The 25939-nt window shown below is 57.1% G+C and carries 24 protein-coding genes; 17 read left to right on the top strand and 7 right to left on the bottom strand.

Annotation, left to right across the window (positions count from 1 at the left end):
* The first annotated feature begins 35 nt into the window (after positions 1-35).
* Genes KQ940_RS11530 through KQ940_RS11500 form a run of 7 tightly spaced genes read left to right on the top strand, consistent with a single transcriptional unit; the run spans position 36 to position 7987 of the window.
* Complete coding sequence (locus KQ940_RS11530) at positions 36-1832, top strand: arylsulfatase (protein WP_217413778.1); 1797 nt, start codon at positions 36-38, stop codon at positions 1830-1832.
* A gap of 9 nt (positions 1833-1841) precedes the next feature.
* Positions 1842-2855: a formylglycine-generating enzyme family protein gene (locus KQ940_RS11525; protein WP_217413777.1), complete on the top strand. Its 1014-nt coding sequence runs from the start codon at positions 1842-1844 to the stop codon at positions 2853-2855.
* Positions 2856-2872: 17 nt separating this feature from the next.
* A complete protein-coding gene (locus KQ940_RS11520) occupies positions 2873-3457 on the top strand; it encodes a cupin domain-containing protein (RefSeq protein WP_217413776.1) in 585 nt (194 codons plus the stop codon).
* A 4-nt stretch (positions 3458-3461) separates the two neighbouring features.
* Complete coding sequence (locus KQ940_RS11515) at positions 3462-4241, top strand: SDR family NAD(P)-dependent oxidoreductase (protein ID WP_217413775.1); 780 nt, start codon at positions 3462-3464, stop codon at positions 4239-4241.
* A 54-nt stretch (positions 4242-4295) separates the two neighbouring features.
* Complete coding sequence (locus KQ940_RS11510) at positions 4296-5282, top strand: fumarylacetoacetate hydrolase family protein (RefSeq protein WP_217413774.1); 987 nt, start codon at positions 4296-4298, stop codon at positions 5280-5282.
* Between the two features lie 10 nt (positions 5283-5292).
* Entirely contained in the window at positions 5293-6273 is a 981-nt protein-coding gene (locus tag KQ940_RS11505) for an NAD-dependent epimerase/dehydratase family protein (protein WP_217413773.1), read from the top strand.
* 58 nt (positions 6274-6331) lie between these two features.
* The gene (locus KQ940_RS11500; RefSeq protein ID WP_217413772.1) at positions 6332-7987 is read left to right on the top strand and encodes a methyl-accepting chemotaxis protein; all 1656 of its coding nucleotides are present in this window, start codon (positions 6332-6334) and stop codon (positions 7985-7987) included.
* A 168-nt stretch (positions 7988-8155) separates the two neighbouring features.
* On the opposite strand, the gene KQ940_RS11495 is transcribed toward KQ940_RS11500, so the two are convergent.
* On the bottom strand, positions 8156-9199 hold the full coding sequence (locus tag KQ940_RS11495; protein ID WP_217413771.1) for an aromatic ring-hydroxylating oxygenase subunit alpha: 1044 nt from the start codon (positions 9197-9199) through the stop codon (positions 8156-8158).
* Positions 9200-9290: 91 nt separating this feature from the next.
* On the opposite strand from KQ940_RS11495, the gene KQ940_RS11490 reads away from it, so the two are divergent.
* Positions 9291-9914 carry a TetR/AcrR family transcriptional regulator gene (locus KQ940_RS11490; RefSeq protein WP_217413770.1) on the top strand — a complete coding sequence of 208 codons (624 nt, stop codon included), beginning with the start codon at positions 9291-9293 and terminating at the stop codon, positions 9912-9914.
* Between the two features lie 87 nt (positions 9915-10001).
* Here KQ940_RS11490 and KQ940_RS11485 read toward each other — a convergent pair whose 3' ends face one another.
* The 3 genes from KQ940_RS11485 to KQ940_RS11475 are packed head-to-tail and all read right to left on the bottom strand — an operon-like array spanning position 10002 to position 13130.
* Positions 10002-11087: an ABC transporter substrate-binding protein gene (locus KQ940_RS11485; RefSeq protein WP_217413769.1), complete on the bottom strand. Its 1086-nt coding sequence runs from the start codon at positions 11085-11087 to the stop codon at positions 10002-10004.
* A complete protein-coding gene (locus tag KQ940_RS11480) occupies positions 11084-12412 on the bottom strand; it encodes a sensor histidine kinase (RefSeq protein ID WP_246589999.1) in 1329 nt (442 codons plus the stop codon). The genes KQ940_RS11485 and KQ940_RS11480 overlap by 4 nt, the downstream gene beginning before the upstream one ends.
* A 49-nt stretch (positions 12413-12461) precedes the next feature.
* Entirely contained in the window at positions 12462-13130 is a 669-nt protein-coding gene (locus KQ940_RS11475) for a response regulator transcription factor (protein ID WP_217413767.1), read from the bottom strand.
* Between the two features lie 199 nt (positions 13131-13329).
* Between KQ940_RS11475 and KQ940_RS11470 the strand changes: the two genes are divergently transcribed.
* The 4 genes from KQ940_RS11470 (at position 13330) to KQ940_RS11455 (ending at position 17374) form a co-directional block, all read left to right on the top strand.
* Positions 13330-14307, top strand: coding sequence for a Bug family tripartite tricarboxylate transporter substrate binding protein (locus KQ940_RS11470; protein WP_217413766.1), 978 nt, complete (start codon positions 13330-13332; stop codon positions 14305-14307).
* A 12-nt stretch (positions 14308-14319) separates the two neighbouring features.
* Positions 14320-14754: a tripartite tricarboxylate transporter TctB family protein gene (locus KQ940_RS11465; protein ID WP_217413765.1), complete on the top strand. Its 435-nt coding sequence runs from the start codon at positions 14320-14322 to the stop codon at positions 14752-14754.
* A gap of 3 nt (positions 14755-14757) precedes the next feature.
* Positions 14758-16284, top strand: a complete 1527-nt coding sequence (locus tag KQ940_RS11460) for a tripartite tricarboxylate transporter permease (protein WP_217413764.1) — start codon at positions 14758-14760, stop codon at positions 16282-16284.
* Positions 16285-16357: 73 nt separating this feature from the next.
* Positions 16358-17374 carry an AbrB family transcriptional regulator gene (locus KQ940_RS11455; RefSeq protein WP_217413763.1) on the top strand — a complete coding sequence of 339 codons (1017 nt, stop codon included), beginning with the start codon at positions 16358-16360 and terminating at the stop codon, positions 17372-17374.
* A gap of 17 nt (positions 17375-17391) precedes the next feature.
* Here KQ940_RS11455 and KQ940_RS23210 read toward each other — a convergent pair whose 3' ends face one another.
* Complete coding sequence (locus KQ940_RS23210; protein ID WP_425515637.1) at positions 17392-17574, bottom strand: amidohydrolase family protein; 183 nt, start codon at positions 17572-17574, stop codon at positions 17392-17394.
* Between the two features lie 51 nt (positions 17575-17625).
* On the opposite strand from KQ940_RS23210, the gene KQ940_RS11445 reads away from it, so the two are divergent.
* Positions 17626-17862, top strand: coding sequence for a TRAP transporter large permease subunit (locus KQ940_RS11445; protein WP_246589997.1), 237 nt, complete (start codon positions 17626-17628; stop codon positions 17860-17862).
* Between the two features lie 103 nt (positions 17863-17965).
* Here KQ940_RS11445 and ccoG read toward each other — a convergent pair whose 3' ends face one another.
* On the bottom strand, positions 17966-19324 hold the full coding sequence (gene ccoG / locus KQ940_RS11440; protein WP_217413760.1) for a cytochrome c oxidase accessory protein CcoG: 1359 nt from the start codon (positions 19322-19324) through the stop codon (positions 17966-17968).
* 115 nt (positions 19325-19439) lie between these two features.
* Here ccoG and KQ940_RS11435 point away from each other — a divergent pair, with 115 nt between their 5' ends.
* The 4 genes from KQ940_RS11435 (at position 19440) to KQ940_RS11420 (ending at position 24685) form a co-directional block, all read left to right on the top strand.
* Positions 19440-20840 carry an aminotransferase-like domain-containing protein gene (locus KQ940_RS11435; protein ID WP_217413759.1) on the top strand — a complete coding sequence of 467 codons (1401 nt, stop codon included), beginning with the start codon at positions 19440-19442 and terminating at the stop codon, positions 20838-20840.
* Between the two features lie 95 nt (positions 20841-20935).
* A complete protein-coding gene (locus tag KQ940_RS11430; RefSeq protein ID WP_217413758.1) occupies positions 20936-22618 on the top strand; it encodes a nitrite/sulfite reductase in 1683 nt (560 codons plus the stop codon).
* Complete coding sequence (locus KQ940_RS11425) at positions 22615-23124, top strand: DUF934 domain-containing protein (protein WP_217413757.1); 510 nt, start codon at positions 22615-22617, stop codon at positions 23122-23124. Before KQ940_RS11430 ends, KQ940_RS11425 begins: the two co-directional genes overlap by 4 nt.
* A 22-nt stretch (positions 23125-23146) precedes the next feature.
* On the top strand, positions 23147-24685 hold the full coding sequence (locus tag KQ940_RS11420) for an MFS transporter (RefSeq protein WP_217413756.1): 1539 nt from the start codon (positions 23147-23149) through the stop codon (positions 24683-24685).
* A gap of 6 nt (positions 24686-24691) precedes the next feature.
* Here the strand turns inward: KQ940_RS11420 and KQ940_RS11415 are convergent, their stop codons facing one another.
* Complete coding sequence (locus KQ940_RS11415; protein ID WP_217413755.1) at positions 24692-25756, bottom strand: AbrB family transcriptional regulator; 1065 nt, start codon at positions 25754-25756, stop codon at positions 24692-24694.
* Positions 25757-25939: the final 183 nt, after the last annotated feature.

Below are 25939 nucleotides of genomic sequence, written 5' to 3'. Positions count from 1 at the left end.
TGACGAACATTGCGATATTTAGATCCACTAGACGCTTGATCGCGCCGCTGGCGCTATCGGGCTGCACTCTGTTTGCCGCCGTCGCCATCGCGGACCAGTCAAATGTGGCCGACCGTCGCCCCAACATTCTGGTAATCGTGGCGGATGACCTTGGATACTCTGACCTGAGTGCCTTCGGCAGCGAGATCCAGACCCCTAATATCGATGCATTGGCCAGTAGTGGCCGTATTCTGACCAACTTCCATACAGCTGCGGTGTGCTCGCCGACCCGGGCCAGTCTTTTGTCCGGCGTGGATCACCACTTGGCCGGGCTGGGTAATATGGCTGAAGTCGTGGGGCTGAATATCGTCCAGAACAAACCGTTCAATGCGCCTTGGGGCCGTTCCAACACGTACGACTTCGATAACATCCCTGAGGGGTATCAAGGCTATTTGAGCCCCAAAGCGTTATCAATGGCGGAGTTACTGCGCGATGGTGGCTATCACACCTACATGGTGGGTAAATGGCACCTCGCGTATGAGACCACAGCACCAACTGATGAGCGCAAAAGCTGGTTCAAGATCAAGCCGGAAGCGCTGCCTTACGCCCGTGGCTTCGAGCAGTCGTTTTCGCTGATCAATGGCGGTGCTGCACATTTCGCCCCTACGAATCCTCCTACACCGCTCGATTTGGTCATGTACGCGGAGAATGAGCGCGTCTTTCCGTCAAAGCAGCTCCCGGAAAATTTCTTTTCGACCGAAGCCTACACCGACAAGTTGATCGGCTACATCGACTCCGGTCGAAATGATGGCAAACCGTTCTTTGCCTATGCCGCATACACCGCTCCGCACTGGCCGTTACAAGCACCGGCCGAAGATATTGCCCAACACAAGGGCGAGTATGACGCCGGATATGCAGCAATCAGAGAGGCGCGAGTGGCACGGATGAAGGCGCTCGGCCTTATTCCCCAGGCAATGCAGCCCAGTGCCGGTGTGCCGGGGCCCTCCGAAGGGGGCACAGGCCCGAAACGCTGGCACGAACTCAGCGATGAGGAGAGATCCAAAGAGGCGCGGGTGATGGAAATCTACGCCGCCATGATCACCAATCTGGATCGGCATGTCGGACGCCTGATCGATCATCTGAAGCAGATTGGCGAATATGACAATACCTTGATCATGTTCATGTCCGATAACGGTGCCGAAGGTGCGGATGCCTTCATTCTGCCGATTCCGGGAACCCAGGTGGATAACGGTTTTGACAACCTCGGGCACCCGGGTTCCGCGGTGGCGTACGGTGCCCGCTGGGCCGAAGTCAGTGCCGCCCCGTTCCGCCTGTTCAAAGGCTTCACCGGTGCGGAGGGAGGTACCTCTGCTCCTCTTATTGTACGGCTTCCGCAGCAGGAGAGCGGCCGGCCCACCAGTGATGCAAGACTGCACGTTACCGATATTCTGCCCACACTGCTGGATATCGCAGGTATCGCGAATCCGGGCAGCGTGTACAACGGCCGCACCGTGCATCCCATCGAAGGTGTTTCGCTGTTGTCGGCGCTTCGTCAGCCGGAAGCGTTTGCGGCGGTTCGGTCGAAGGACGACGTGATAGCCGATGAGCTTATGGGCGCCAGTTACGTGGTTAAGGGACCCTGGAAACTCAGTCAGCAACCCTCGCTGGATCTGCGTCCAATAATGCGTGATGACGTGCCCTTCAAACTGTTCAATATCGAACAGGATCGCGGCGAGACAACCGATCTGTCCCAGCAATATCCAGATACCCTGTCTGAATTGCTGAAGGAACGTGGTGCTTATATCGAAAGGGCGGGCGTTGTTGAGCAAGCCCAAACCTACAGTGGTCGTTGAGGTAGCAGAATGACCGGCGGCTACTTGAAAACAGGGGGGCTCGCTGGGCTTAGTCTGGCGATCGGCTTTTCGCTCAGCATGAGTGTAATGAGCAGCGTTCAGCCAACGCAAACCGTCACTCCCAGGTCAGCGATCAGTTGCGGTGGCTTCGATGGCCTGCCTGAGGGGTTCGGCAAGGATCTGCATGCAGGCATGGAACGGATACCGACTGGCGTATTCACGCCCGGCACCCATAGCGGCTATCCGGATGAGCAACCGGCTGGGGCGGTCCAGGTCGATGCGTTCTGGATCGATCGCACGGAAGTTACCAATGCTCAGTTTGCGGCATTCGTGAGTGCTACAGGCTATGTGACCGAAGCCGAGCGCGACGGGGGCGCAGTGGTATTCAGAGCCCCGCCCCAGGATAAGCCGCTTGAGTACAACGGTTGGTGGCACTACCGGAAGGGTGCAGATTGGCGTCACCCCGAGGGACCTGACAGTGATCTGGAGGGCCGCAAGAATCATCCGGTCGTCAACGTCACCCTGGCGGATGCCAAGGCGTACGCGGACTGGCTTGGCAGGACGTTGCCGACCGAATCCCAGTGGGAGTGGGCGGCGCTGGGTGGCGGTGATCCGGAGTTGCTGGAACGAGAGCCCCGTGACGCAGACGGCCAGGCCAGCGCGAACTACTGGCAGGGCGTTTTCCCCTTCATGAATACCGAAGATGACGGTTTTGTTAGTCGCGCACCGGTAGGCTGCTTTCCCGCCAACGGTTATGGCCTGTACGACATGATCGGCAATGTCTGGGAGTGGACCATAGATCCCTATAGGGGGCCACGTCAGGAGCATGGCCTTGGTCAGCCGGAGGCTCTGATTGCCGGAGCCGAGCAGGATCTGGATCCCCGCGTGATCAAGGGCGGCTCCTTTCTCTGTGCAACCGATTTCTGCGTCCGTTACCGGGCCGCGGCCCGCCATCCCCAGGATGCTGATCTGGGGGTTACCCATCTGGGTTTCAGAACCGTTTTAGCGAGTACCGCGAATTGAAACCAGGAGTAAATGTAATGAGCTTTCCAGAGATACACCGTGTAGTGACCGGCCATGACAGCGAGGGCAGGGCGATCATTACCAGTAACGGGCCTTTGCCGAAGGTGGTCGAAATAGAGGCGATTCCAGGGACTGTTTTCCACGAGGTCTGGAGTACCGAAACGACGCCGGTGATCATCGATAACGGCGCCGATCCCACGCTGGGCGACATTATGCTGCCGCCTCCCAAACAGGGCACCCGTATCCGTTTTGTCGATATCCCGCCCGATACGGAAGAGTTCCTGGCGCATGGATCCGACAACATGAAAGGTGCCTTTTCACAGATTGGTGATGAAAAGGCGTCCACCGTGAAAGCGGATTCTCCCCATCCGCTGATGCATCGCACCGAATCGGTGGACTACGGCGTGGTGATCGAAGGCGAAATGACGTTGGTGCTGGACGATTCCGACGTGCTGCTTCGTGAAGGTAGCGTTGTGGTCCAGCGCGGAACCAATCATGCCTGGGCGAACCGTTCCGGCAAGATGTGTCGCATGTTGTTCATCCTCATTGATGGCGAGTATGAGCCGGCGCTGGCATCGGCGCTGGCGGCACGCAGGGCCTGACGCTATGGAGCGGAGCAATCTGTTTAGCCTTGCAGGCAAGGTCGCGCTGATAACCGGTGCCACCGGAGGCCTCGGTAGCGCAATCGTTTCCGCCATGGCAGAAGCTGGCGCCCGCCTGCTTGTATCCGACCATGACCTGGAGCGTTGTAACGCAACTGTAGAGCGCCTGCAGCAAGCGGGTTACCCGGCAGCAGCGCTGTCTTGCGATCTGTCTGATCCGGACAGTACTCGTGCACTGGCGAGCCGGGCCGAAGCGGTCTGGGGGCGAGTCGATATTCTGGTCTGTAACGCCGGCGTTCAGGGGCCGGCAGGCCCGTTGGGCGAAACCACATCAGCGGACTGGGATCAGGTCATGGGGATCAATCTTCGAAGTGCACTGCTACTAACCTCCGCCGTTTTGCCTAGAATGGCGAGCCGAGGCGGCGGTTCGGTGATCCTGATGTCGAGCATCGCCGGTTTGCGCGGCAACAAGGCGATTGGACTCTATGGCCTGGCCAAGGCAGGGCTCGCGCAGTTGGCCCGTAATTTGGCGGTGGAATGGGGGCCCAACAATATCCGCGTCAATGCCATCTCCCCAGGCCTTATTCGAACGCCTTTGGCCGCTGAGCTGCTTGAAAACGCCGGCTTCATGGAGCGCCGTCTCGCGATGACGCCGCTTCGTCGTGTTGGTGAGCCGCATGAGATAGCGGGCGTCGGAGTGATGTTGGCCAGCGCCGCCGGCGCATTCATTACCGGACAAAATCTGGTGGTCGACGGCGGCACGCTGATCAGTGATGGCGGCTAATTGGGACACTCTACCGAAATCTGTTTTCCCGTTAATGACTAGGGACCAATAAAAATGAAACTAGCGACTTTGAAAAACGGCGACCTGGACGGACGCTTGATTGTGGTATCGACCGATCTTCGCACTGCCGTTGATGCAAGCCCGATCGCACCGACATTGCTGCAAGCGTTGCAGCAATGGCACGAGGTGGAAGCGCCGCTCAATACTCTTTACCAACAGCTCAATCGGGGCGAGCTTTCCAACGCATTTGCGTTTGATCCCGGCCAGTGTGGTGCGCCATTGCCGCGCAGCCCTCAGTGGTTGGATGCCTCCGCGTTCCTGAACCATGGACACCTGATGGAACGTGCGTTCAATACCGATCCTATCCCTGACTTCGACACGATCCCGGTGATGTATCAGGGCGCAAGCGACGATTTCTATGGCCCCCATGACGACATACCGATGCCCAGCGAACTGGACGGCATCGATTTTGAGGGTGAGTTCGGTGTCGTACTCGACTCGGTGCCGATGTCAGTGACGCCAGAGCAAGCCCTTGACCGCGTGCGTCTGCTGGTTCAGATCAATGACTGGAGCCTGCGTGCGTTGGGACCCCGGGAGATGAAAACCGGATTCGGCTTTCTCCAGGCCAAGCCTTCGAGCAGCTTTGCACCTGTAGCGGTTACACCCGACGAACTGGGAGATGCCTGGGCGGATGGTCGCGTGAAAATGAGTCTTCACTTGGAGTGGAACGGCGAGCGTTTCGGCTCCCCTCATGGCCAGGAGATGGGCTTCTCATTCGGTGAGTTGATCGCCCACGCTGCCAGAACACGAAAACTCAGCGCCGGCACCGTGCTGGGGTCCGGCACCGTATCCAATGAATCCCGAGCTGCAGGCTCTGCGTGTATCGCTGAGCGTAGGGTTATAGAAAAGCTCGACCTGGGTGAAATTCGTACGGGATTTATGAAGTTCGGTGATTCTGTGCGTATGCAGGCGAAGTTCGACGATGGTCGGGATGGTCCCTTTGGCGTGATCAACCAGCGTGTCGTTAAAGCCAACGGATAGGAGGTGGCGAATGCATGTGGTCATCACGGGTGCGAACGGTTTCGTCGGACAGGCTTTGGCGCGAGAGATCCAACAAGGTCGCAGGTTAGGTGAGCACTCCGTAACGAGGTTGACGCTATTGGATCTCAACTTTGAGGATATGGCACCCGTACCCGATTTCGTCTACCGGCATGCAGGTGACCTTGCCGACGAAGCCTGGGTTCGATCGGTGCTGGCAAACTCTCCGATAGATGTCACGTTCCACCTCGCCAGTGTTCCCGGCGGTACGGCGGAAAAGCATTATGCTTTGGCGCGTGCAGTGAATCTAAATGCGACGCTGACGCTGCTGGAACTTTGCAAGGAACAGGCAGAATCCGGCTCCAATGCGGTGAAGTTCGTATTTGCGAGCAGCATTGCCGTATTCGGTGAGTTCCCTTCGCGGGTAACCGATGAAACACCGCTTCGGCCGCAGATGACCTACGGTGCGCAGAAAGTTATTGGCGAGGTGTTGGTGGAAGACTTCAGTCGTCGGGGCTGGGTCGATGGCCGCTCGCTCCGCTTGCCCGGGGTGCTGGCGAGACCGGCCGGGCCTGCGGGACAACTATCGGCGTTTATGAGCGATATCATTCGTGAGTTATCGGCCGGTCGTCCTTTTGTCTGTCCGACATCACCGGGAGCCACTACCTGGGCGTCCTCTTTACCCTGCGTGGTCGAGAACCTGTTACATGCTGCTGTTGCTGACTTAAAAGGGGCAGCGGGTCCGCGCACTTTTACGCTGCCGACGCTGCGCTTTTCCATGGCTGAACTGGTTGATGCGATTTCCGAAGAATACGGCGTAGATGCTCAGCCCTTGGTGAGCTGGCAACCGGTGGAGCTCATCGAAAAACTGTTTGGTGGTTTTCCGCCTTTGGAAACGCCATCGGCGGATGCGGCCGGGTTCGTTCATGACGGTGACCTCAACGCGTTGGTATCACGTGCGTTGGCAGCAAGTGCGAGTGCAAATCGCCCTTGATCGTCGTTGCCGAATACTCAACACCCAACACAATAATAATGAAGGTGGAACTACAATCATGAAATTCCTCGGCCGCTACTCGATCGGTACAAAGTTGCTTGTCACACCTGCTCTCGTAACCGCGTTGCTTATATTGGTCGCGGCCGCAGCTTACTACGGTCTCAAAACCCAGAATGGTGCCTTAAAAAGCATTTATGAAACACGTATACAGCGTTTGCTGACGACCACCTCCGGTATTAACGATGTGCGCTCGATCAATGAAGATCTTTTTCTGTTGCGGGCAGACTTCCAAAGTGCATTTGAAGCTGGAGAAACTTCTTTCGACTATTTGCAGGCGGATGTCGATGCGATAAGGCAGGGCATTTTGACGGCTAGAGAGGCGTTCCAGGCCGCCTCTCAAGAGTCGGGCATTAGTGAAGATGAGCAAGTGGCTTATAACGATATGCTAACGGCGCTGAGCGGGTATGGCGATTCGTTGGAGCCCTTTTTTGAGATGGTCGTCGGAGGATCAACGCCCAGGGGTGATGGCCAGTTCACGATGGTATGGAGCTGGTTCGGTAACTTTCTCAACGCTGCCCGGAGACTTAATGAGATTCAAGAGCGTTATAGCGGGGAGGATTACGAGGCCGCCATACATCTTGCGGACCAAGCCGTTACGCTTTTGGCCGGCGCGGTGTGTCTGGCGGTTGTACTCTCCCTTGCCTGCGCCATCGCTATACGTGCACAGATTGTCGGGGCGGTAAACGCGATTCGTACGGCGGCACACGAGATGCAGTCCGGCGATCTGACCCATCGCGTATTGGTTGTCGGTCGGGATGAAGTTGCGCAGAGTGGACAAGCGTTCAATCAGTTGGTCGATGGTTTTCAGGCCCTTGTAAAAACCGTGCTCGGTGGTGCCCAAGAGCTCGCCTCCTCGGCCCAAAGCCTTACTGTCGATACGCACGAAGCCACGCGAGGTGCCGCTCAGCAATCGGAAGCGACTGAAGCGGTCGCGGCGACCATGGAACAGATGAGTAGCAGCATCATCTCTATATCCAGTGGTACGGAGCAGGTACGCGAGAGTGCAGCGAAAAGCTTGCAGGCCACACTGGCTGGAAGAGAAGCCTTGGAAAAAATGAATGTGGAAGCTGAACGTGTTCAGCGCTCATTTGGAGAGATTCAAGCGTCCGTTGAAGACTTTCTACAAAGAACAGCTGCGATATCGGATCTGACCCGCCAAGTTAAAGAGATTGCCGAGCAGACCAACTTACTAGCGCTGAATGCCGCAATAGAGGCAGCCCGCGCCGGTGAACTGGGTCGAGGTTTTGCGGTAGTTGCAGATGAAGTTCGCAAGCTGGCTGAGCACTCAAGCACCTCTGCCAGTAATATTGAGGAGGTAACGGCGGCGCTGGATGGTCGCTCGAAAGCTGTTTACACATCATTGCAGTCGGGACATCGTTCGTTATCCTCGACCCTCGATCAGCTTGATGTTCTGTATCAGACCATGGTTACAGCGGGGGAGGCGGTGGAGACTACTACCCGTGAGATCGATGGTATAGCCGCGGCAGTCAAGGAGCAGAGCGAAGGGGGGACGCACATCGCGAGGAAGGTGGATGATATTGCGAAGATGGTGGAGAAGAATGCCGGTTTAGTCGTCGATACAGCCAGTGCAGCGGTTCGGTTGGAGCAGTTGGCGGCGAACCTGGAAACCTCCGTCGTCCATTTCCGTATTTAGACTTGTCGTGTGCGACGGACGCTAAGATCAAGATCGTTCTTCCATTTCGGATTATTGTGTAGCCCCCTCTGTCAGGATTGATGTCGTCACCTTAGTTACACTCTCTTAATCATGAAGGGGCGACACAGTCCTGACAGAGGGGGCGATAACAAGTTTCGCATTACCGCTTTAGGACCGTATGGTTTCTCCTTCTTCGACGATCATCTTGTCCAGCACTCGGCGGGCGCGGACCGCGGCGGCATCACTCGCTAGCAGGATTGGCTTCAAATCCCAGAACTCGTTATCGCCCATCATCTTCTGCTGGGCTTCAAGCATCGGCAGGTCTTCTGTGCTGAACGGCACATAGAGGCCTGATACCTGCTGCTCGGCGATCGCCGCGCCCTGTTCGCCCATCTCTACCGGTATCGGGAACGCGAACCAGTAGTGGGTTGTTGTGTCCGTTTCCGGGCTGAACAGGTGTGGCAGCGGGGTTTCCGTGCCGTCACTGCGCGGTGCTCCGGTCGGAGTGGCTCCGGCGAGCAGGAGCATGTTGGCCGGAGTATCCCAGCGCACGTCGATCCAGCGATCCACTCGGGTGCCGTGAGGGATGCCCATCGCCTGGTAAAGAAAGTCGGGCATGATTTCGTTTACTGTCTGCCGGAATGACCAAACGGTATTTTCGTTCTGCTCGATGCTGGTGACCGCTTGGCTTACATGGTCACTGCCCAAGGTGCTGGGGTGCAGAAACTGGATATGCGATAGGTCGAGGATATTATCGGACTCCAGCACATAGTTGGCCTTGGCATGCAGATAGCGCTTGGCCACGTAGAAACGCTCCGGGTCCATGCAGGAGAAGTCAGGTATCAGCGCTTCGTCGGCGGCCTCTTTATCGCCCATCCAGATCCAGATCAGACTGTATTTTTCCACCACAGGGTAGGCTTCGACCTTGGCCGCGCGGGGGATCTTGCCATCGCCATGCGGGTTTTTGGAGCAGGCGCCGCTACCGTTGAACTCAAGGCCGTGGTAGGCGCACTGTACTGCGTTGCCGCAGTGGCGGCCCATGGAAAGCGGCGCGAAACGGTGCGGGCAGCGGTCATGGATCGCCTGAACCTTGCCGCTATCATCCCGAAAAAACAGCACCGGGGTATTCAGGAGGGTGCGTGTAAACAGGCCTTCATTGGGTACTTCGTTATCCCATGCGGCGACGTACCATATGTTTTTTAGAAACGGCATCTTACTAGTATCCTCATCTACCTGTGTTATTCTTTTAATGTAAGCAGTGCTTACTTTAGTGCTGTGGGTTCAATTGGTCAAACGGATAAACATGAAAAAAAACGATAACTACCATCACGGAAACCTCCGCCAGGCATTGATCGATGCAGCGTTTGATGTGGTTGTGGAGTTAGGGCGGGACGCAGTCTCACTGCGGGAGCTCGCGAATACTCTCAATGTTTCCCGCGGCGCTCCTTACCGACATTTTCCTGATAAGGACTCACTGCTTGCAGCGGTGGCATCCAAGGGTTTTATCTTAATGAGCGAGACGCTTGAGCCGCTTGAAAGCCGCCTGGGTACTGATCTCTCGGTAACTGAAATCGGAAAGGCTTTTCTTGAGTTTGCCGAGGGTAAACCGCTGTTGTTTCAAGTGATGTTCGATCCTGGTTTGATGTTGCAGGCGGTACCCGATAGTGAGTTTGGTGAGGCGTTGGAAGCGGTGTACAACCGAGTAAGTGCGTTGGTGAAAAGCCGGTTGCAGATCGAGGATGAGATGCAGCTCAAACAGCAGATGGTGGCCATGTGGTCGACGCTTTATGGTTATGCGCACCTGCGCCATGCTGAGATGCTAAAGCCCTATATGGTGGCGGGAGTTGCCAAGGATGAGATCGAGAAAGCCGTCTTAACTACCGCGTTTTCCTGGACCGGTAAGTCCAGGATTGAGAAATGTGTCTAAGAAACTCGGGTCGATTCAGATCTCGGATAAATGGGAAGGGCGTAGTTCCGACAACGCATAAACGTACTTGCCGGAGTGATACCTGGGTTAGGGTGCTCTGGCATCAAATAGTTGCGACCACTCACGGATAAAACGCTCGCGCTTCATTTCGTCTTGAAAGGTCATCACCGGAAGGCCGATCTTGATGGGGTGAAATCTGAGTTGTCGTTTTTCACTTATTGCTGCAATCGATGAGGGGCCGGTGACCTCGGGGCGCAGTGCGATCAGGTTGCTTTTGCTGGCGATGATCTGTTGCCCCTCCTTGGACAGCAAAAATCGTATAAAGGCTTGTGCTGCGGCAAAGTTGTCAGTCTGTTTGGGGACCAGCGCGATTCGCGACATGACGAGAGTGTAGTCCTCCGGCATGATGACGCCGATACGGTCGTCTTTGCGGGCACGGGCCAGTGCATAAGAGCCGAGCACGTTATAAGCGAGCGCCAGCTTTCCTTCGACCAAATCGTCAAGCATGTCACTTGTGCAACAGTAAGTGTGTGACGATGCACGCGCGAGGCTTTCAAGTATTCGGCCGGATATGCTGGATACGACGGTATCGTGGGTGGCAAAGAAGTAACCGGCTCCTGAAAGACGAATGTCATAGCTGCCAACCTTTTCGTAGTACCGCTCAGGGTCGTTACGCAGAGCATCTACGAGTGATTCGTGGCTGGAGGGTACAGGGGTATCCTTGAACGACGCCTTGTTATAGGCAATGACCACCGGTTCGAATGTGAAGCCAAATGCCTCATTTCGCCAATGGGACCATTCCGGCAAATCGATCGATTCGGGAATATTGAGCGTTCTGGCGTGGCCGTCGTTTACGAGTTTGACCTGGAGGTCCATGGCCGAACTGAGCACCACATCGGCGCCTGTGATCTTCCCGCTTGTCAAACCGTTATAGAGCGTAGTCGACTCGTATTCGTTGTAGCGAACGTCTATGTAGGGGTGGCGGCGTGCGAAGGCCTCGATAATCGGTTTAATGGCGCGCGTATCTGTCGCACTGTAAATATCAAGACGCTTGACCGATTTTGATGTTGTGAACTGCTCGAAGCCTTGATCGGAGTCGATCCGACGCTCGGCGGCCTGGAGTGAGGATATCGACAGCAGGCAGACGATGGCCGCTCGAATAGTGATGTTCATATCCGTCTCCGCGGTAATACCAGTTCGACCCTTAATCCCTGGGGCTGCCGGTTGCTAAGGTGGAGCTGTCCTCCGTGCGCTTCGGTTACCGTATTGACGATAGCCAGCCCAAGCCCTGAGCCCAGGGTGTTTTTTCCGGTTTCGATTCGTTCGAATCGCAAGACTGCACGTTGAAGCATCTCATCCGGGATGCCGGGGCCCTGGTCCTCAACAAAAATTTTCACCTGTTCCGCTTCAACGTCGATACCCAATGTTATCGAGTTGTTTTCGGGCCCGTATTTGATCGCATTATCGATCAGGTTGCGTAGGCACTCTCTAAGGCTCACAGGGTCCGCATCGATCGTCAGATCCCTCTGGGTATTGGAATAGTTGAACTCGATACTGGAGTCGGCATGATCGCGCACTTCGGATGTCAGTATGGCGCTGAGCAGGGTGTCCAGCTTTACCGGCTGGAATTGATTGGTATCGCGTCGGTGTGCAACCAGGGCGTGGGTGAGGAGCTGACTGGTCAGTCGGGTCAGCTTGCGGTGCTGGTTTCGTATGAGTGCCAATCGATTCTGAAGCTTATCCTTGTCATGCTCCATTTCCGCCATATCAAGTTGTGCTTGAACGCTGCTGAGTGCCGTTCGAATTTGATGAGAGGCATCCGCAATGAATACCTGCATCATATCCAGATTGGACTGCAGGCGTGTGCGGTATTGATCGATGGATGCGATCAGCGGTTTGACCTCTTTTATATCGGTATCGGGCAGAGGTCCCATTTCGTCGGCTCTGCGTTCACGTAGCGTGCGTGATAACTGGTTGAGGGGGGACAGTGTCCGGTTTATGCCGAATGCGAGGCTCGCCAACGCCAGTGTGATAACGAGCACGAGAACGGCGATCTCGCCCAGGAGAATCTCGTTGGACAGGGAGTTTCTGGCGTTACGGCTCTGCCCAATACGCACCTCTACCCATCCTGATACGCCCGGGTCATCCAGCCGTTTGGATACTACAACGGCGCGGATCGGTTCATTGAGATAATCGGTGTTATAGAAGACAGGCGAGGCGCTCGGCGTATAGCGTTCCGGCGACGGGAAGTCCCGGTAGCCGGTCAAATATTGTTTATCGGGACCGCTGACGACGTAATAGACTTTGTCATCGGGGGCTAGCGAGAGGATATCGAGCGCCGCATAGGGCAGGTCCACCTCAACCTGTCCGTTGCGCGATCGAATACGCTCGATGATGGCCAATGCGGATCCCGTCAGCAGGCGATCATAGGAGATGTCGGCGGTTCTGTTGGCGTATTGCCATATGCCGGCACTGAGCACCAGTAAAACCCCCAGCATCAGACCGGCCGTCCCCGAAAGCAGCCGCTTTCGTAGCGAATAACGCCCGCTAATCATCCACATGGGCAAGATAGCCGAGTCCGCGAATGGTTTTTATATGCAGCGATGATCCCGCAAGTTTCTTGCGCAGGCGGGTCAGCACCTGTTCGATCGCATTCGGCGTGTACGCCTCATCAAAACGGTACAAGCGGTCTGCGATCTGTTCTTTGGTTAGTACATGGTCGAGGTTGTTCAGCAGCAGTTCTAAAAGCTGTATCTCGCGGTGGCGAAGATCGATCTGTGCGCCATGCAGGGTGACGGCCGCGGTTGACGCATCGTAGGTCAGGTTGCCGCAGACGATCTGGTTGCTGGCATTCCCGCGTTCGCGACGCAGTAAGGCGCGACAGCGGGCGGCCAGTTCCCTGAAATCGAAAGGCTTGACCATGTAGTCGTCGGCGCCAATATCCAGAGCACTGACCCGATCATCGACTTCGGCTCTGGCGGTCAGAACCAGAACGGGAATCTCGTCGCTTTGAGCGCGAAGCTGTTTCAGCAACTGAAAGCCGCTCTTGCCTGGCAGGTTGATGTCGAGAATCAACATGTCGAAGCTTTGATAGGCAAGGAGTTTCTCAGCAGACTCAGCCGATTCACACCAGTCCAGCGGGTGCCCAATATGGCCGAAATACTCACTTATGGCATTGGCCAGTTCGGTGTTGTCTTCAATTAGCAGAATGCGCATAACGTGGGTGTAGGTCCGGGATCCAACCTATTCAGTTAATGCGAACTGCCTAAGGATGTCTAGGTCGTTACGAAAAAGTAGGGGAAAGAGTTTTAAATCGCCGCTGTGTCAGGTTCAGGTCAGTTTCAGCATTTACTCTCCACTGACGCCCAATCCCAAAGGGTGAACATTACAACAACAAGATGTGGAGTTTATTCGTATGAAGCATACGACGCGTACCCTGCTGGTGGCCCTTGGCCTTGCCTCCTCTCTGTCTGCTTTTGCCTTCGAGCCCGATAAGCCTGAATGTATCGCTCCTGCCAAGCCAGGCGGTGGCTTTGACCTTACCTGCCGTATCGCCTCGAACGGTTTTGGTGATGCGGGCCTGCTGCCTTCGCCGATGGCGGTCACGTTTATGCCGGGTGGTGTGGGCGCTGTAGCGTACAACCATATCAACTCGAACCGTCGTGATGATGGCGATGCGCTGGTCGCCTTCAGCTCGGGCTCACTGTTGAACCTGGCTCAAGGCAAGTGGGGTAAGCAGCTGGACGAAAATGACGCGCGTTGGGTCGGCGCGGCCGGTGTCGACTACGGCGCGGTTATTGTTAAGTCTGACGCGCCCTGGAATACGCTGGGTGAATTGGTTGAAGCGATCAAAGCGGACCCGAGTGGCTTCGTGCTGGGGGCCGGTGGCGGTGTTGGCAGCCAGGACTGGATGAAAGCCGCCATCCTGATGAAGTCGGCCGGTGTGGATCCCAAGAAGATGCGCTATGTGGCGTATGAAGGCGGCGGTGAAGCCATTGCTGCGCTGATGGGCGGTCACATCAAAGTCTACCCCGGTGATATGGGGGAGATGAAAGGGCAGTTGGAAGCTGGGCGCATGAAGGTGCTGGCGGTCATGTCCGATCACCGACTCGAGGGTGAGTTCAAGGATATCCCGACGGCTGCCGAGCAGGGATACGATGCCGAGTGGGCGATTCTGCGCGGATTTTACCTGGGGCCGGATGTCAGTGATGAGGCCTATGCTTATTGGACCGATACCTTCAATAAGGCGTATGAAAACAGGATCTTCCTGAAGACTGTCGAAGACAAGGGGCTGGTGCCCTACAAGTCGGCTGGCGAAGCCTTTGATGCCGATGTGAAAAAGCGCGTCAATCTAATGCGTGAACTTGCCAAAGAAGCTGGTCTTATTAATTAAGTGAGGCCCGCCGTGTACGATCGCATTTTTGCAGGTGCACTGTTGTTGCTGTCCGGGCTTATCGCCTGGGCAGCAGCCCAGTTCGATGTGCCTTTCCAGTATGAGCCTTTGGGCCCAAAGGCTTTTCCCTACATTCTGTCTGCTTTGTTAGCGGTTGCAGCCGTTTGGTTGATGATCAGGCCAAGTGCTGATGACTGGAAACCGACCAAAGAGGTCGTCTTGAGGCTTGGTGGCGCGTTGGTGTTGATGTATGGCTACGCCTTCATCTACGAGCCGTTGGGTTTCATTATCGCAACAGCGATAGTCGGTGGCGTCTTCTCATGGCTGTTTGGTGAAAAGCCGATTAAAGCGGGTGTCTACGCCTTGGTCATGAGTGTGATGTCCTTCTTCCTACTGACCGATTTGTTGCAATTGAACGTGCCGGTAGGGACCGTTTTTGGAGGCTGACCGATGGAAGTTTTATCTGCTTTGGCTACCGGCTTCTCGGTGGCTTTTACCCCTCTGAACCTGTTTCTTGTATTGTTCGGCTGCTTTACCGGTACGCTGATTGGATCGCTGCCGGGTATCGGCCCGATCAATGGTGTGGCAATACTCTTGCCGCTGGCTTATTCAATTGGCCTGCCCCCGGAATCGGCGCTGATTTTGTTGGCCGGCGTTTACTACGGGGCTGAGTACGGTGGCCGTATCTCGAGTATTTTGTTGAATGTGCCGGGTGATGCCGGTGCGATCATGACGACGCTCGACGGCTATCCGATGTCCAAGCGCGGTGAGGGTGGACGAGCACTTGCAATCTCGGCGGTCTCATCCTTCGCGGGCAGCATGGGTGCTTTGCTGATGATGGTCATCATGGCGCCGTTGCTGAGTGAGCTTGCAATACGTTTTGGCCCCACCGAATACGTGATGTTGATGGTGTTTGCATTTACCTGTCTGGCCACCATGGTGGGTAGTCGACCGATTAAAACGCTGATTGGTACGTTGATCGGTTTGGTTCTGGCGACCGTCGGTGTTGATTCAGGCACAGGTGTTCTACGTTTCACGATGGACATACCGAACTTTTTCGACGGCGTGGATTTCCTCGTGGTGGTCATTGGTGTGTTCGCCATCAGTGAAGTGCTGGTGTTGCTGGAGCAATGGGTCAACAACGACCTGAAGGTGACCCCGGTCGGCAAGAGCTTTGTAACGTTCGCCGATATTGTGAAGGTTCGCTGGGTTATCCTGCGTGCTACCGTGATCGGATTCTTTATCGGCGTATTGCCTGGTACTGGAGCCTCAATCGCGAGCGCTGTGGCCTACGGTACAGAGAAACGGATGGCAGAGGGGGATAGCGACGAGTTCGGCAAGGGGGATATACGCGGTTTGGCTGCCCCCGAGGCTGCCAATAACGCATCCGCCGCGGGTGCGATGGTGCCGATGTTGACCCTGGGTATTCCAGGCAGCGGCACGACCGCGATTCTTCTGGGCGCTCTGTTGATGTTCAACATCACGCCGGGGCCCTTGCTGTTTGAACAGAAGCCTGAAATCGCCTGGGGCCTGATTGCGTCCATGTTCTTGGGCAATATTGCGCTGCTGGTCCTGAACCTGCCGTTGATTGGTGTGTTTGTCCGACTGCTGTCGATTCGTCAGTCCTATCTGATCCCTGTGATCGTTATGCTCACATTCGTAGGCATATATTCCATTCACGGGGACAGCTTTGACCTGTTTTTCATGGTGATTCTGGGTATTTTCGGATTCATTCTGCGCAAACTCCATTTCTCGCTCGCGCCGGTGATTCTGGGCCTGGTGTTAGGTGAAGTGCTTGAGGAAAACCTGCGCCGCAGTCTGTCCATGAGTGGCGGGGATTGGTCGATACTGCTGAGCGGCAACATTACCATTGGCTTGGCCATTGCTTCGGTGTTGGCACTTGTATTGCCTTTCCTGCTCAAGCGAATCAAAGGAAAGGGGCGTACGGCTCAGTTGCAGGCTGAGTTAGACGACTGAACCTGATTACACACGGGCACCGTTAAGGGCAGTCCCACCAGGGTGGGGCCGCCCTTGCTTTTTAGGGCACGCTATGCTGAAAGTGATGTGGACGCTTGCCATTGGCGTGGCAGGAGCTTGGATTGCTAACCTGATCGGGCTGCCATCTCCCTGGTTGGTTGGTGCAATGATTGGTGTGCTTTTGGCGATATGGGCAAAAGTGCCCGTTTTCATGCCTGCACGTACGACCACGTTTATCTCCCTGTTTATGGGGGTATCCATTGCCTCAAGTGTCGAGGCGGATTTTTTTGTTCATTTAAAAGACTGGAGCCTCTCCATCGGGTGGATGGTGATGATGCTTGGCGTGCTGCTGGCTATGCTCTTCGGGTTTTATCGCTATCGCTGCCAGTGGAGTCCAAGCGATGCGCTTTTATGCTCGATCCCCGGTAACTTGGCTGTAGTCCTGATATTCGCGGCCCAAGCGAACCTCAGCGTAAAGCGAATCGCGCTTGTCCACAGCGTGCGGCTTTTCTTTCTTGTCTCTGCACTTCCTCTGCTCTTCCCGATTGTCGATCGTCAGGTGTCGGCCGGCGCGGTAGATGACATACCGGGCCGGGAGCTGTTGCTGGTATTTCTGGGTGCCGGCCTTACCGGGTGGGGGGCTGTCAAACTGCGTGTGCCGGCGGGCATGCTGGTCGGTGCGATGCTGTGGTCCCTGGTCGTTAAGTTTGTCTTCGGTATGGGGTTTCACATTCCCCCGGAATGGTTCCGAATGGTGCTGGTCGTCCTGGGTACGGCCACGGCTGTTCGTATGGCCGATCTTGATCTGGGTCTGTTGAAGGGAACGTTAAAGGGGGCTTTTGGCGGTCTGGCGCTGGGGCTGGCCGTGAGTGGCATATTCGCATTCGCGCTGTATTGGGGGGCAGGGGTACCCCTGCTTCAAGCGCTGTTGGCGTACATGCCAGGCGGGATTGAAGTGATGGTGGCGATCGCCTTCAGCACCGATGTTGATCCTGTGTTCGTGGCTACCCATCAGCTAATACGAGTCCTGCTCATGTGCTTTGCGTTGCCGTTGCTCTTCAAGGCGGCCGGTGCTGGAGAGCGCGATTAAGTCATACGTACTGCTAGTCAGTCGAAGCTAAAGCATTTTGCAGCGTTCTTGCTCAGTACTTTGTCGGCACCGTCACCAAGCCAATCGCGCAGCAGGTTTATACACCCTGTATAGGTGCGTCCGGCTTCGTGCTGTGTCCAAGGGAAATCACTACCCCAGAGGAGGCGATCAGGGGCTGTGGCTGCGAATCGAGCAGCCAGAGGAGCCGAGTCTGCTTTGAAACGGTAAGGCCCGGACAGCTTTATCCACAGTTGCTCGGATTCGAGGCCCGCAACCAGTGCGTCGATCGAAGCGCAGTCATTGTCTGTCTTAACATGGGTATCGGTCAGCAGACACCACCGGTTGCCTCGGTTCTGTTGACCGTGTGCTCGACCGCAAACGTGCGTGTCGACCATGTGATGCGTTACTGCAAGTGGTTCATTCTGGCGATGTTTGTCACGTTGATCGTGGTGACATATGTGCCTGCAACGGCGCTGTGGTTCCGATAGAGGCGTAGTGCTTGTCTCACCTCCGTTGCCGGCTCAAGAGCCGGCTTTTTTGTCTGGCTGGCCAGCCCGAGAGCCATGTCTTGCATACAAACTCCTGTATGAATCAGATCGACCTGGCAAGGAAGGTCGTTTCCTTCGATGCACTGACCTCGTTACCCTGGAAGCTGAACGTCAGCTTCGTCTTTGGTGAGGTAATGTCCTGACCGCAGACTCGATAGGGCAGCCAGGTGGAGTTGTTCTCGCTCAGGTCGATATCGGCCGGGCCGAAAAGTTCGAACATACCCGCACCGGCAACGGAGACGCGGACCGACGCTTCGGCAGGATCGAAACCCTCGACCTTGACGCGGTAGTTGTTGCAGATCCACTGCTCATCAAGCTGGGTAAAGAGTGCTCCGCGATCTCTCCGCACCTCGATCAGCAGGTCGGTAGTGCCGGTGAAGCCGTAAAGTACGGCACTGAACGCGACAACCATCACGGCGCCGTAACCGGCAAGTCGGGGGCGCAAAAGCGGCGAAGGTTTGTTTTCCAGTTGCGCTTCGGAAGTGAAGCGGATCAAGCCGGTGGGGCGCGTTAACTTGTCCATCACGCTATCGCAGGCGTCGATGCAGGCGGCACAATCGATACAGGCCGCCTGAAGGCCGTCTCGGATATCGATACCGGTGGGGCACACCTGGACACAGAGGCCACAATCGACGCAGTCGCCGCTGTTGGTGTCGGCATTGCGCTTGTTGGCGCGAGGCTCGCCGCGCCCGGCGTCGTAAGTGACGGTGCGGGTGTCCCGGTCGAACATCACGCCCTGGAAACGGGAGTAGGGGCAGGCGTGCAGACAGATCTTTTCCCGCACGAGACCTGCGTTGGCATAGGTCAGCCCGGCCATGATCACCAGCCAGCCGGTGATCGCCGTCGACAGCTCTAGCTGTGCGGCATCCGAGACGATCTCACGAATGGGAATGAAGTACCCGGTAAAGGTGGCGGCGGTCAGTGTGGCGAGGGCGATCCACAGCAGGTGCTTGGCGATGCGGCGTAGCAGACGTTCGGCGTTCAGCGGCTCTCCCTCCTGACGTGCCCGGATGCCGGCACGTCCCTCGGTGAAATCCTCGATGCGGATAAACAACCAGGTCCAGATACTCTGGGGGCAGGCGAAGCCGCACCAGACCCGCCCCCAGGCCACGGCCATGAAGAACAGCAGGCAGGCGCCGGCAATCATCAACCCGGCCAGCAGCGGCAGGTCGTGCCAGGAGAGTGCGTTGCCGAACAGGATGATCTTGCGCTGGGCGAAGGAGAACAGCAGCCAGGGTTGGCCGTCCACCTGGATCCAGACCAGGCCGAAAAACAGTGCGATCATCGGCCAGCTGCTCAGGCGGCGCAGGTTTTGAAACCGCCCTTCGGTAAGACGGATGTGGAATTTGCCGTCGCGGGCAAAGGGCGGTGTGTAGTCTTGCACAACGGGTATCTGTTCCATCGCAGGTGTCCCCCTGATTTCTGATTGGGGGCAGACTACGCTTGTGATTAAGATAGGATCAGGTATAAAAAAAATAATTGTAATGGGTACAGATGGGTGAGGACCTGAGGTGGGAGTGGATTATCGTTACCGGCAGCTTGAAAGCTGGTTGCTGCAGGGCATAGAGGAGCAGCGCTGGCGACTGGGGGAGCGGCTGCCCTCGATTCGTACCCTGTGTCAGGAGCACGGCCTGTCCAAGGCCACCGTGCAGCATGCGCTGCAGCGTCTGGAAGCGCAGGGATTGGTGGAGGCGCGGCCCAAGTCCGGTTACTTTGTTGCGCTGCAACCCATTGCCGTTAAAAAACCGCTGAGCCGGTCCAGGATCGAGGCACCGAGGCCGGTCAGCGTCAACGACCTGCTGCTGGATATCATGGGCCGCAGTGCGGCGTTCGATCTGCTGCCGGACCTGCACGCCGGTGATCTGCCCCTCAGTATCGTGGCCCTGAACCGTGCCATCGGCCGTGCACTGCGCCGCCAGAAGGGTGACGATTACCAGTACTACGATGCACCCGCCGGCGACATGGGGCTGCGTGAGCAGCTGTCACTGCACAGTGCGCGTCGCGGCTGGGCGGTTTCTCCCGATCAACTCTGTGTGACCTCCGGTTGCCAGCATGCGCTGTTTCTGGCGTTGATGGCCTGCTGTGAACGGGGCGATGTGGTCGCGGTGGAATCGCCGGGGTTTTATGGCGTGCTGCAGTTGCTGGAACAGTTGGATCTGCGCGTTGTCGAGGTGCCCACCTCCGCTGAAACCGGGATGGATATCGAGGCGCTGGAGGAGGTGCTCGAGCGCTGGAAGGTGAAGGCCTGTATCGTCTCGCCGGCGTTTGCCACGCCCGGCGGCGCGTTGATGCCGAGCGAGTCGAAATCGCGGTTGCTGGCGTTGGCCGAGCGTCACGACCTGGCGATTATCGAGGACGATATCTACGCGGACACCGCGCTCGGCAGTGCGCCTGATCCGCTGAAGGCGATGGACCGCAACGACCGAGTGATCCTGTGCAGCTCGTTCTCCAAATCGCTGTCGCGTGACCTGCGGCTGGGCTGGGTCTCCGGGGCACGTTGGCATGACCGAATTCTGCGTCTGAAGCTGGTAACCCAGCTGGCCAGCAGTCGATACCTGCAGCAAGGGGTCGCGGACTATATGGCCGATGGCAGTTTTACTGCGCATCTTCGCCGTCAACGCAACGACCTGAGAGAACGTCGTGACCGGCTGATCGCGTCACTCCAGGCCTGGTCCACCGGGCTGCGTGTGAGTGTGCCATTGGGCGGTCTGGCGGTCTGGGTGGAGCTGCCGCCGAGTTTCGATACCCTGGCAAGCTACCCGAAAGCGCTGGAGGAGGGGGTGGTTATCACCCCCGGCCCGCTGTTCTCGGTGTCGGGGCAGTTCAGAAACTGCCTGCGTATCAGCTACGCCCACCCCTGGGACGCACGCAGGACGGCGGCGCTGAATCGATTGCCGGAGCTGTTCGTTCAGGTGTGATCTGTCCCGATCAAAATTAAAAAAATTGAGCCTGCCCCGTATTGCTCGCTCCCGCTAGCCTAGTGCATTCACTTGGCAGAACCGGGGACAAAAGCGTGTACAGATACGATGAATATGACCATGCGCTGGTGCAGGCGCGGGTGGCTCAGTTTCGGGATCAGGTCGCGCGCCGACTGTCGGGTGAACTGAGTGAAGAGGAGTTTCTGCCGCTCAGACTGCAGAACGGCGTCTACCTGCAGCGTCACGCTTATATGCTGCGTGTTGCCATCCCCTATGGCACGCTCTCGGCAAATCAACTGCGTGCCCTGGCCCGGATCGCCGAAGAGTTCGACCGGGGTTACGGACACTTCACCACGCGGCAGAATATCCAGTTCAACTGGATCGCGCTGGAGCGGGTGCCGGATATTCTGCAGCTGCTTGCCGATCAGGAGATGCACGCGATCCAGACCTCCGGCAACTGCGTGCGCAACATCACCACCGAAGCCTTTGCCGGCGTCGCGAGTGACGAACTGATCGACCCCCGTCCGCTGGCCGAGATTCTGCGTCAGTGGTCGACGGTCAACCCGGAGTTCCTGTTTCTGCCGCGCAAGTTCAAGATCGCGATCTCCTCCTCGGAGATGGATCGGGCTGCCATCCGTGCACATGACGTAGGGCTTTACCTGTACAGAGGCGAAAACGGCGAGATGCTGTTACGCGTGATGGTCGGTGGCGGGCTGGGACGCACCCCGATTCTCAACGAAACGATACGTGAGGCGCTGCCCTGGCAGCATCTGCTGACCTACGTCGAAGCTGTGTTGCGCGTGTACAACCGCTACGGCCGTCGCGACAACAAATACAAGGCGCGGATCAAGATCCTGGTCAAGGCGCTGGGTGTCGAGGCGTTCGCTCAGGAGGTAGAGCGCGAGTGGGAGCAGATTCGTGATGGCGTCGCCGAGCTGACCAGCGAAGAGTACGCCCGTGTCGCCCACGAATTTCAAGCGCCCGACTACGAGCGCATAGATGCGATCGACCCCGACTTCGGCGCCTGGCTGGCTCGTAATCCGGCGTTCTCCGTTTGGGTGCAGAACAACACCCGTGCGCACAAGATGCCGGGCTACAGCTCCGTCATTCTCTCCACCAAACCCGGCACGTCGGCGCCTCCCGGGGATGTTACTGCCGAGCAGATGCGAGTGGTGGCTGACCTTGCAGAGAAATATGGTTTCGGCGAAATCCGTGTGGCTCACGAGCAGAACCTGGTGCTGCCGGATATTCGCAAACGTGACCTCTATGCGCTGTGGAAAGCGCTACGGGCGCAGAACCTGGCCACGCCCAATATCGGCCTGCTGACTGACGTGATCTCCTGCCCCGGCGGCGACTACTGTTCGCTGGCCAGTACCCGCTCGCTACCGGTGGCTAAGGCGATACAGCAGCGTTTTGACAACCTGGATTTCCTGCACGATCTGGGCGAGTTGAGCCTCAATATTTCGGGGTGTGTAAATGCCTGTGGCCACCACCATATCGGCAATATCGGTATCCTGGGGGTCGACAAGAACGGCGAGGAGTTTTTCCAGATCACCATCGGCGGTGCCCAGGGCAAGGAGAGTTCGATCGGTAAGGTGATCGGACCTGCTTTTCGGGCCGAAGAGGTGCCCGAGGCGATCGATCGACTGCTATCGGTTTACCTGAGTTACCGTGAAGTCGAGGAGCGATTCGTCGACACGGTGCGTCGCATCGGTATTGCGCCATTCAAGGAGGGGGTCTATCAACGCGAAACCGCCAAGGTGGAGGCAAGTGCATGAACAATACAATCGGCCTGATAAATGGGGTTGCGCATGTACTGCCAGAGGACCCCTGGTGCCTGGTGGACGACGACCAGCCGTTGGACAGCATCTCCTCACCGATTATCTCCTTTGCGCGTTGGCAGAGCCTGCGTGAAAAAGGGGACTTGGATCAGTTGTCATGCGGCGTCCTGCTGGGGCCGGATGACGATCCGGAAACGGTTGCGCCCGGGCTTGATACGTTGCCGCTGATCGCCCTGGAGTTTCCGAGCTTCAGGGATGGTCGGGCGTACACTCAGGCCAACCTGCTCAGAACCCGTTACGGCTACAAGGGGGATCTGCGCGCAACCGGTGATGTGTTGCGCGATCAACTGGGGCTGATGCGCCACTGTGGTTTTAGCTCGTTCGCTGTACGTGAAGACAAATCGGTGTTGGAGGCACTCAAGGGGCTGTTTGGCTTCGATATGATCTACGCGCGATCGGTAACAAACCCGGAACCGCTGTTCAGACGTCGAAGTGCGAAGTGACAAGTCGAGAGAGGGCTTTGCCATGAAAGAGCGGGGCTTGCTGCTCACCGCATCGGCCAGTTGTGCCCTGACCATTTTCGATACCAACCTGGTTGGCGTGCTGCTGCCGAGTCTGGTGGCCGACCTTGGTGCTGATTTTTCGCAGATGGCCTGGGTGCAGAGCAGTTTTTTGCTCACATTTGCCTCACTGCTGCTGTTTGCCGGCGCGATGGCCGATCGTTACGGGCGGCGTCGGGTGCTGCTAGTTGGCTTGTGGCTGTTCGGCTGTGCTGCACTGGCCGGCAGTCTCGCGCCTAATATCTCGCTGTTGATCGGGGCTCGTGCGGTACAGGGTGTTGGGGCGGCACTGCTGCTGGCGCCCGCCTTATCCACTATCGGGCATCGATTTCGTCTGCAGGATGAGGCGATCAGGGCCTGGAGTACCTGGGGCAGCATCATGGGACTGACCATGGTGGTTGCCCCCTTGTTGAGCAGTCTTGCAGGCTCCCTGTTGGGCTGGCGCTGGGCATTCTTTGTCTTTGTACCGATCTGCGTCATGCTGATTATTGCGGTGCCGCGCACTATCGACGAAGACAGGCCGAGCGGCGCACATACGTTCGATTGGGCCGGCGCAATCTGCTTCAGTCTCTCAATGCTGCTCTGGGTCTGGGGGCTTATCAATGGCCCTCAAACCGGCTGGACGAGCCATCAATCGGTGATCGTGTTTACGCTCGGACTGGTCACGTTGGCAGCATTCGTGGTCATCGAGTTGCGTCAGATCAACCCCATGCTGCATCTGAGGTTTTTCAAGTCCGGCCGCTTTGTTGGGGCCGTTATCGCCATGCTGGGGTACGCAGGCGCTGCCCAGGTGATGGCGGCGCTATTGCCGCTCTACCTCCAGCGTGGCATGGGAATCTCCTTTTTGTGGACGGGCTGCGCGTTGCTGCCTTTTGCCATCACGATGTTTCTGTTCCCGACCATAGGGCGACGATTTTCGAACCGGCTCCAATCGTATCAGCTGCTCGGGCTCGGATTGGCGGTCATATCGGTCGGGAATATCTGGCTGTCATTGGCCGCAACAAGCAGCAACCCGCTCTGGTTCTTTATCGGCATGTCGATTCTGGGCGCCGGTGGTGGGCTGATCAACGGTGAAACCCAGAAAGCGATTCTTGGCTCCGTACCGAAAGAGCGAACGGGCATGGCGTCAGGCATCAGCACGACGGCGAGGTTTTTCGCCATGCTGGTGGGGTATGCAGGTCTGTCGTCGATATTGGCGCTCGGGGTGAAGAGCCGGTTGCAGGACCTATTATGCAGCTCGGCAGACGGCGATTGCTCCGTGTTGCCGCGTGCGTTGGAGTGGGTGGTAACGGGACAATTTATCACGGCTGATCAGTCTTTAGGTCTGTTAGGCAAGGACGCGGCCGATAGCTACCGTGCCGGCTTTTCCGACCTGTTTCTAGCGGCCGCACTGTTGGCCGTTGTTGCCGCTGTACTGACGGTTGTTTTGTCGGTTCAGGGAGGATGGCGCAATGGGGCTATTCAGGCACAACACGTTGATCGGGTTGGTGTCGATACTCACTGAAAGGGATTATGAATCGGTTGTCCGCGCTACCTTGTTCGCCCGGTGATGGATCAGTGCGAGCATCCAGGGCACGTTGGGCAGAATCATAAAGATCCTCACCAGGTGGAAGGCGGTGATCAGCGCCACATTCTGATGCAGGAACTGAGCGGTCAATGACATTTCGGTGATGCTGCCGGGTGCTGCACCCAGCACCAGGGCCTTCCAGTCCATATCGGTGAAGTAACTCAGCAGCAGTGCAAAGGCGGTGCAGAGCAGCAGCAACAGCGCAGAGGTTATGCAGATCGACACCACCAGTCGGCCGGCCTGTTGAAACAGTTCGCGGCGGAAGGTGGAGCCGAGCCAGGTGCCGAGCAGAATCTGGGCGAAAGCGACCATCTGCCAGGGAAAGCCGGAAACCGGGATCACGCCGGTGGCCGTCGCGATACAGGAGAATGACAGCGCGCCGAGGAAAAACGGGCTGTTGATCTTCAGTTTATAGAACAGCAGGGAGCTGGCGGCGGCGCCTGCGCTCATGAACAGCATGCCCATCAGATCAACCGAGTGCGCGTTCAAAGGACGGCTACCGGCGGGCGTGTCCAGCAGGTAGTAAAGGGTGGTCGGAATCAGCAGTACGATGGCTGAGATGCGCAGGGTTTGAGCAAAGATCACCGGCCCGGGATCGCCACCATAACGTATCGCCAGGTTACCCATCTCGACCGGTGTTCCGGGCATACAGGAGAGAAACGCGGTCACCGGGTCGGCGTTGGATATGCGGCGCAGAAGGTAGGACAGGGACAATCCGAACAGGATCGTGCAGATCGCAACACCCAGGATGGCGAGGCCGTGGTCGTAGATGGCGGATAGCGCCTCCCCGGTGAAGAACAGGCCCACCTGAGCCGCAACGATCATCTGTCCGACCGGGCGCGTGCGAACCGGGATGTTGACGGGGCGTACAAGCAGGTTGAACGCCGCGGTGACCACCAAGGGGCCGATCATCCAGGGCAGCGGCAGATTCAGGCTATAGGCGAGATATCCGGCGCAGGTCGCCAGCAGGTAGCACCACAGGAGGGTAAGGAAAAACCGCATCGTCATCGTTATTACTCTCTCTGATGGAACACCTCGGGTTGACGGTGTTACACCCCCACCAGAACCGACAGCATGTCATACGGATATGCGCGGTTGTACTGAGTATTGGTCAACCTGAGGACAGACTTTTAGTTGTGCAGCACGCCATGAGCAGCCAAAAAAAGGCGGACCTGCATATCGACTGAGAGT

Origin of the sequence: Marinobacterium ramblicola (genome assembly GCF_019084545.1) — a bacterium.
Taxonomy (GTDB): domain Bacteria; phylum Pseudomonadota; class Gammaproteobacteria; order Pseudomonadales; family Balneatricaceae; genus Marinobacterium_D; species Marinobacterium_D ramblicola.
Note: the sequence above shows the minus strand (reverse complement) of the source record. Positions and strands in the feature narration are given on the sequence as shown.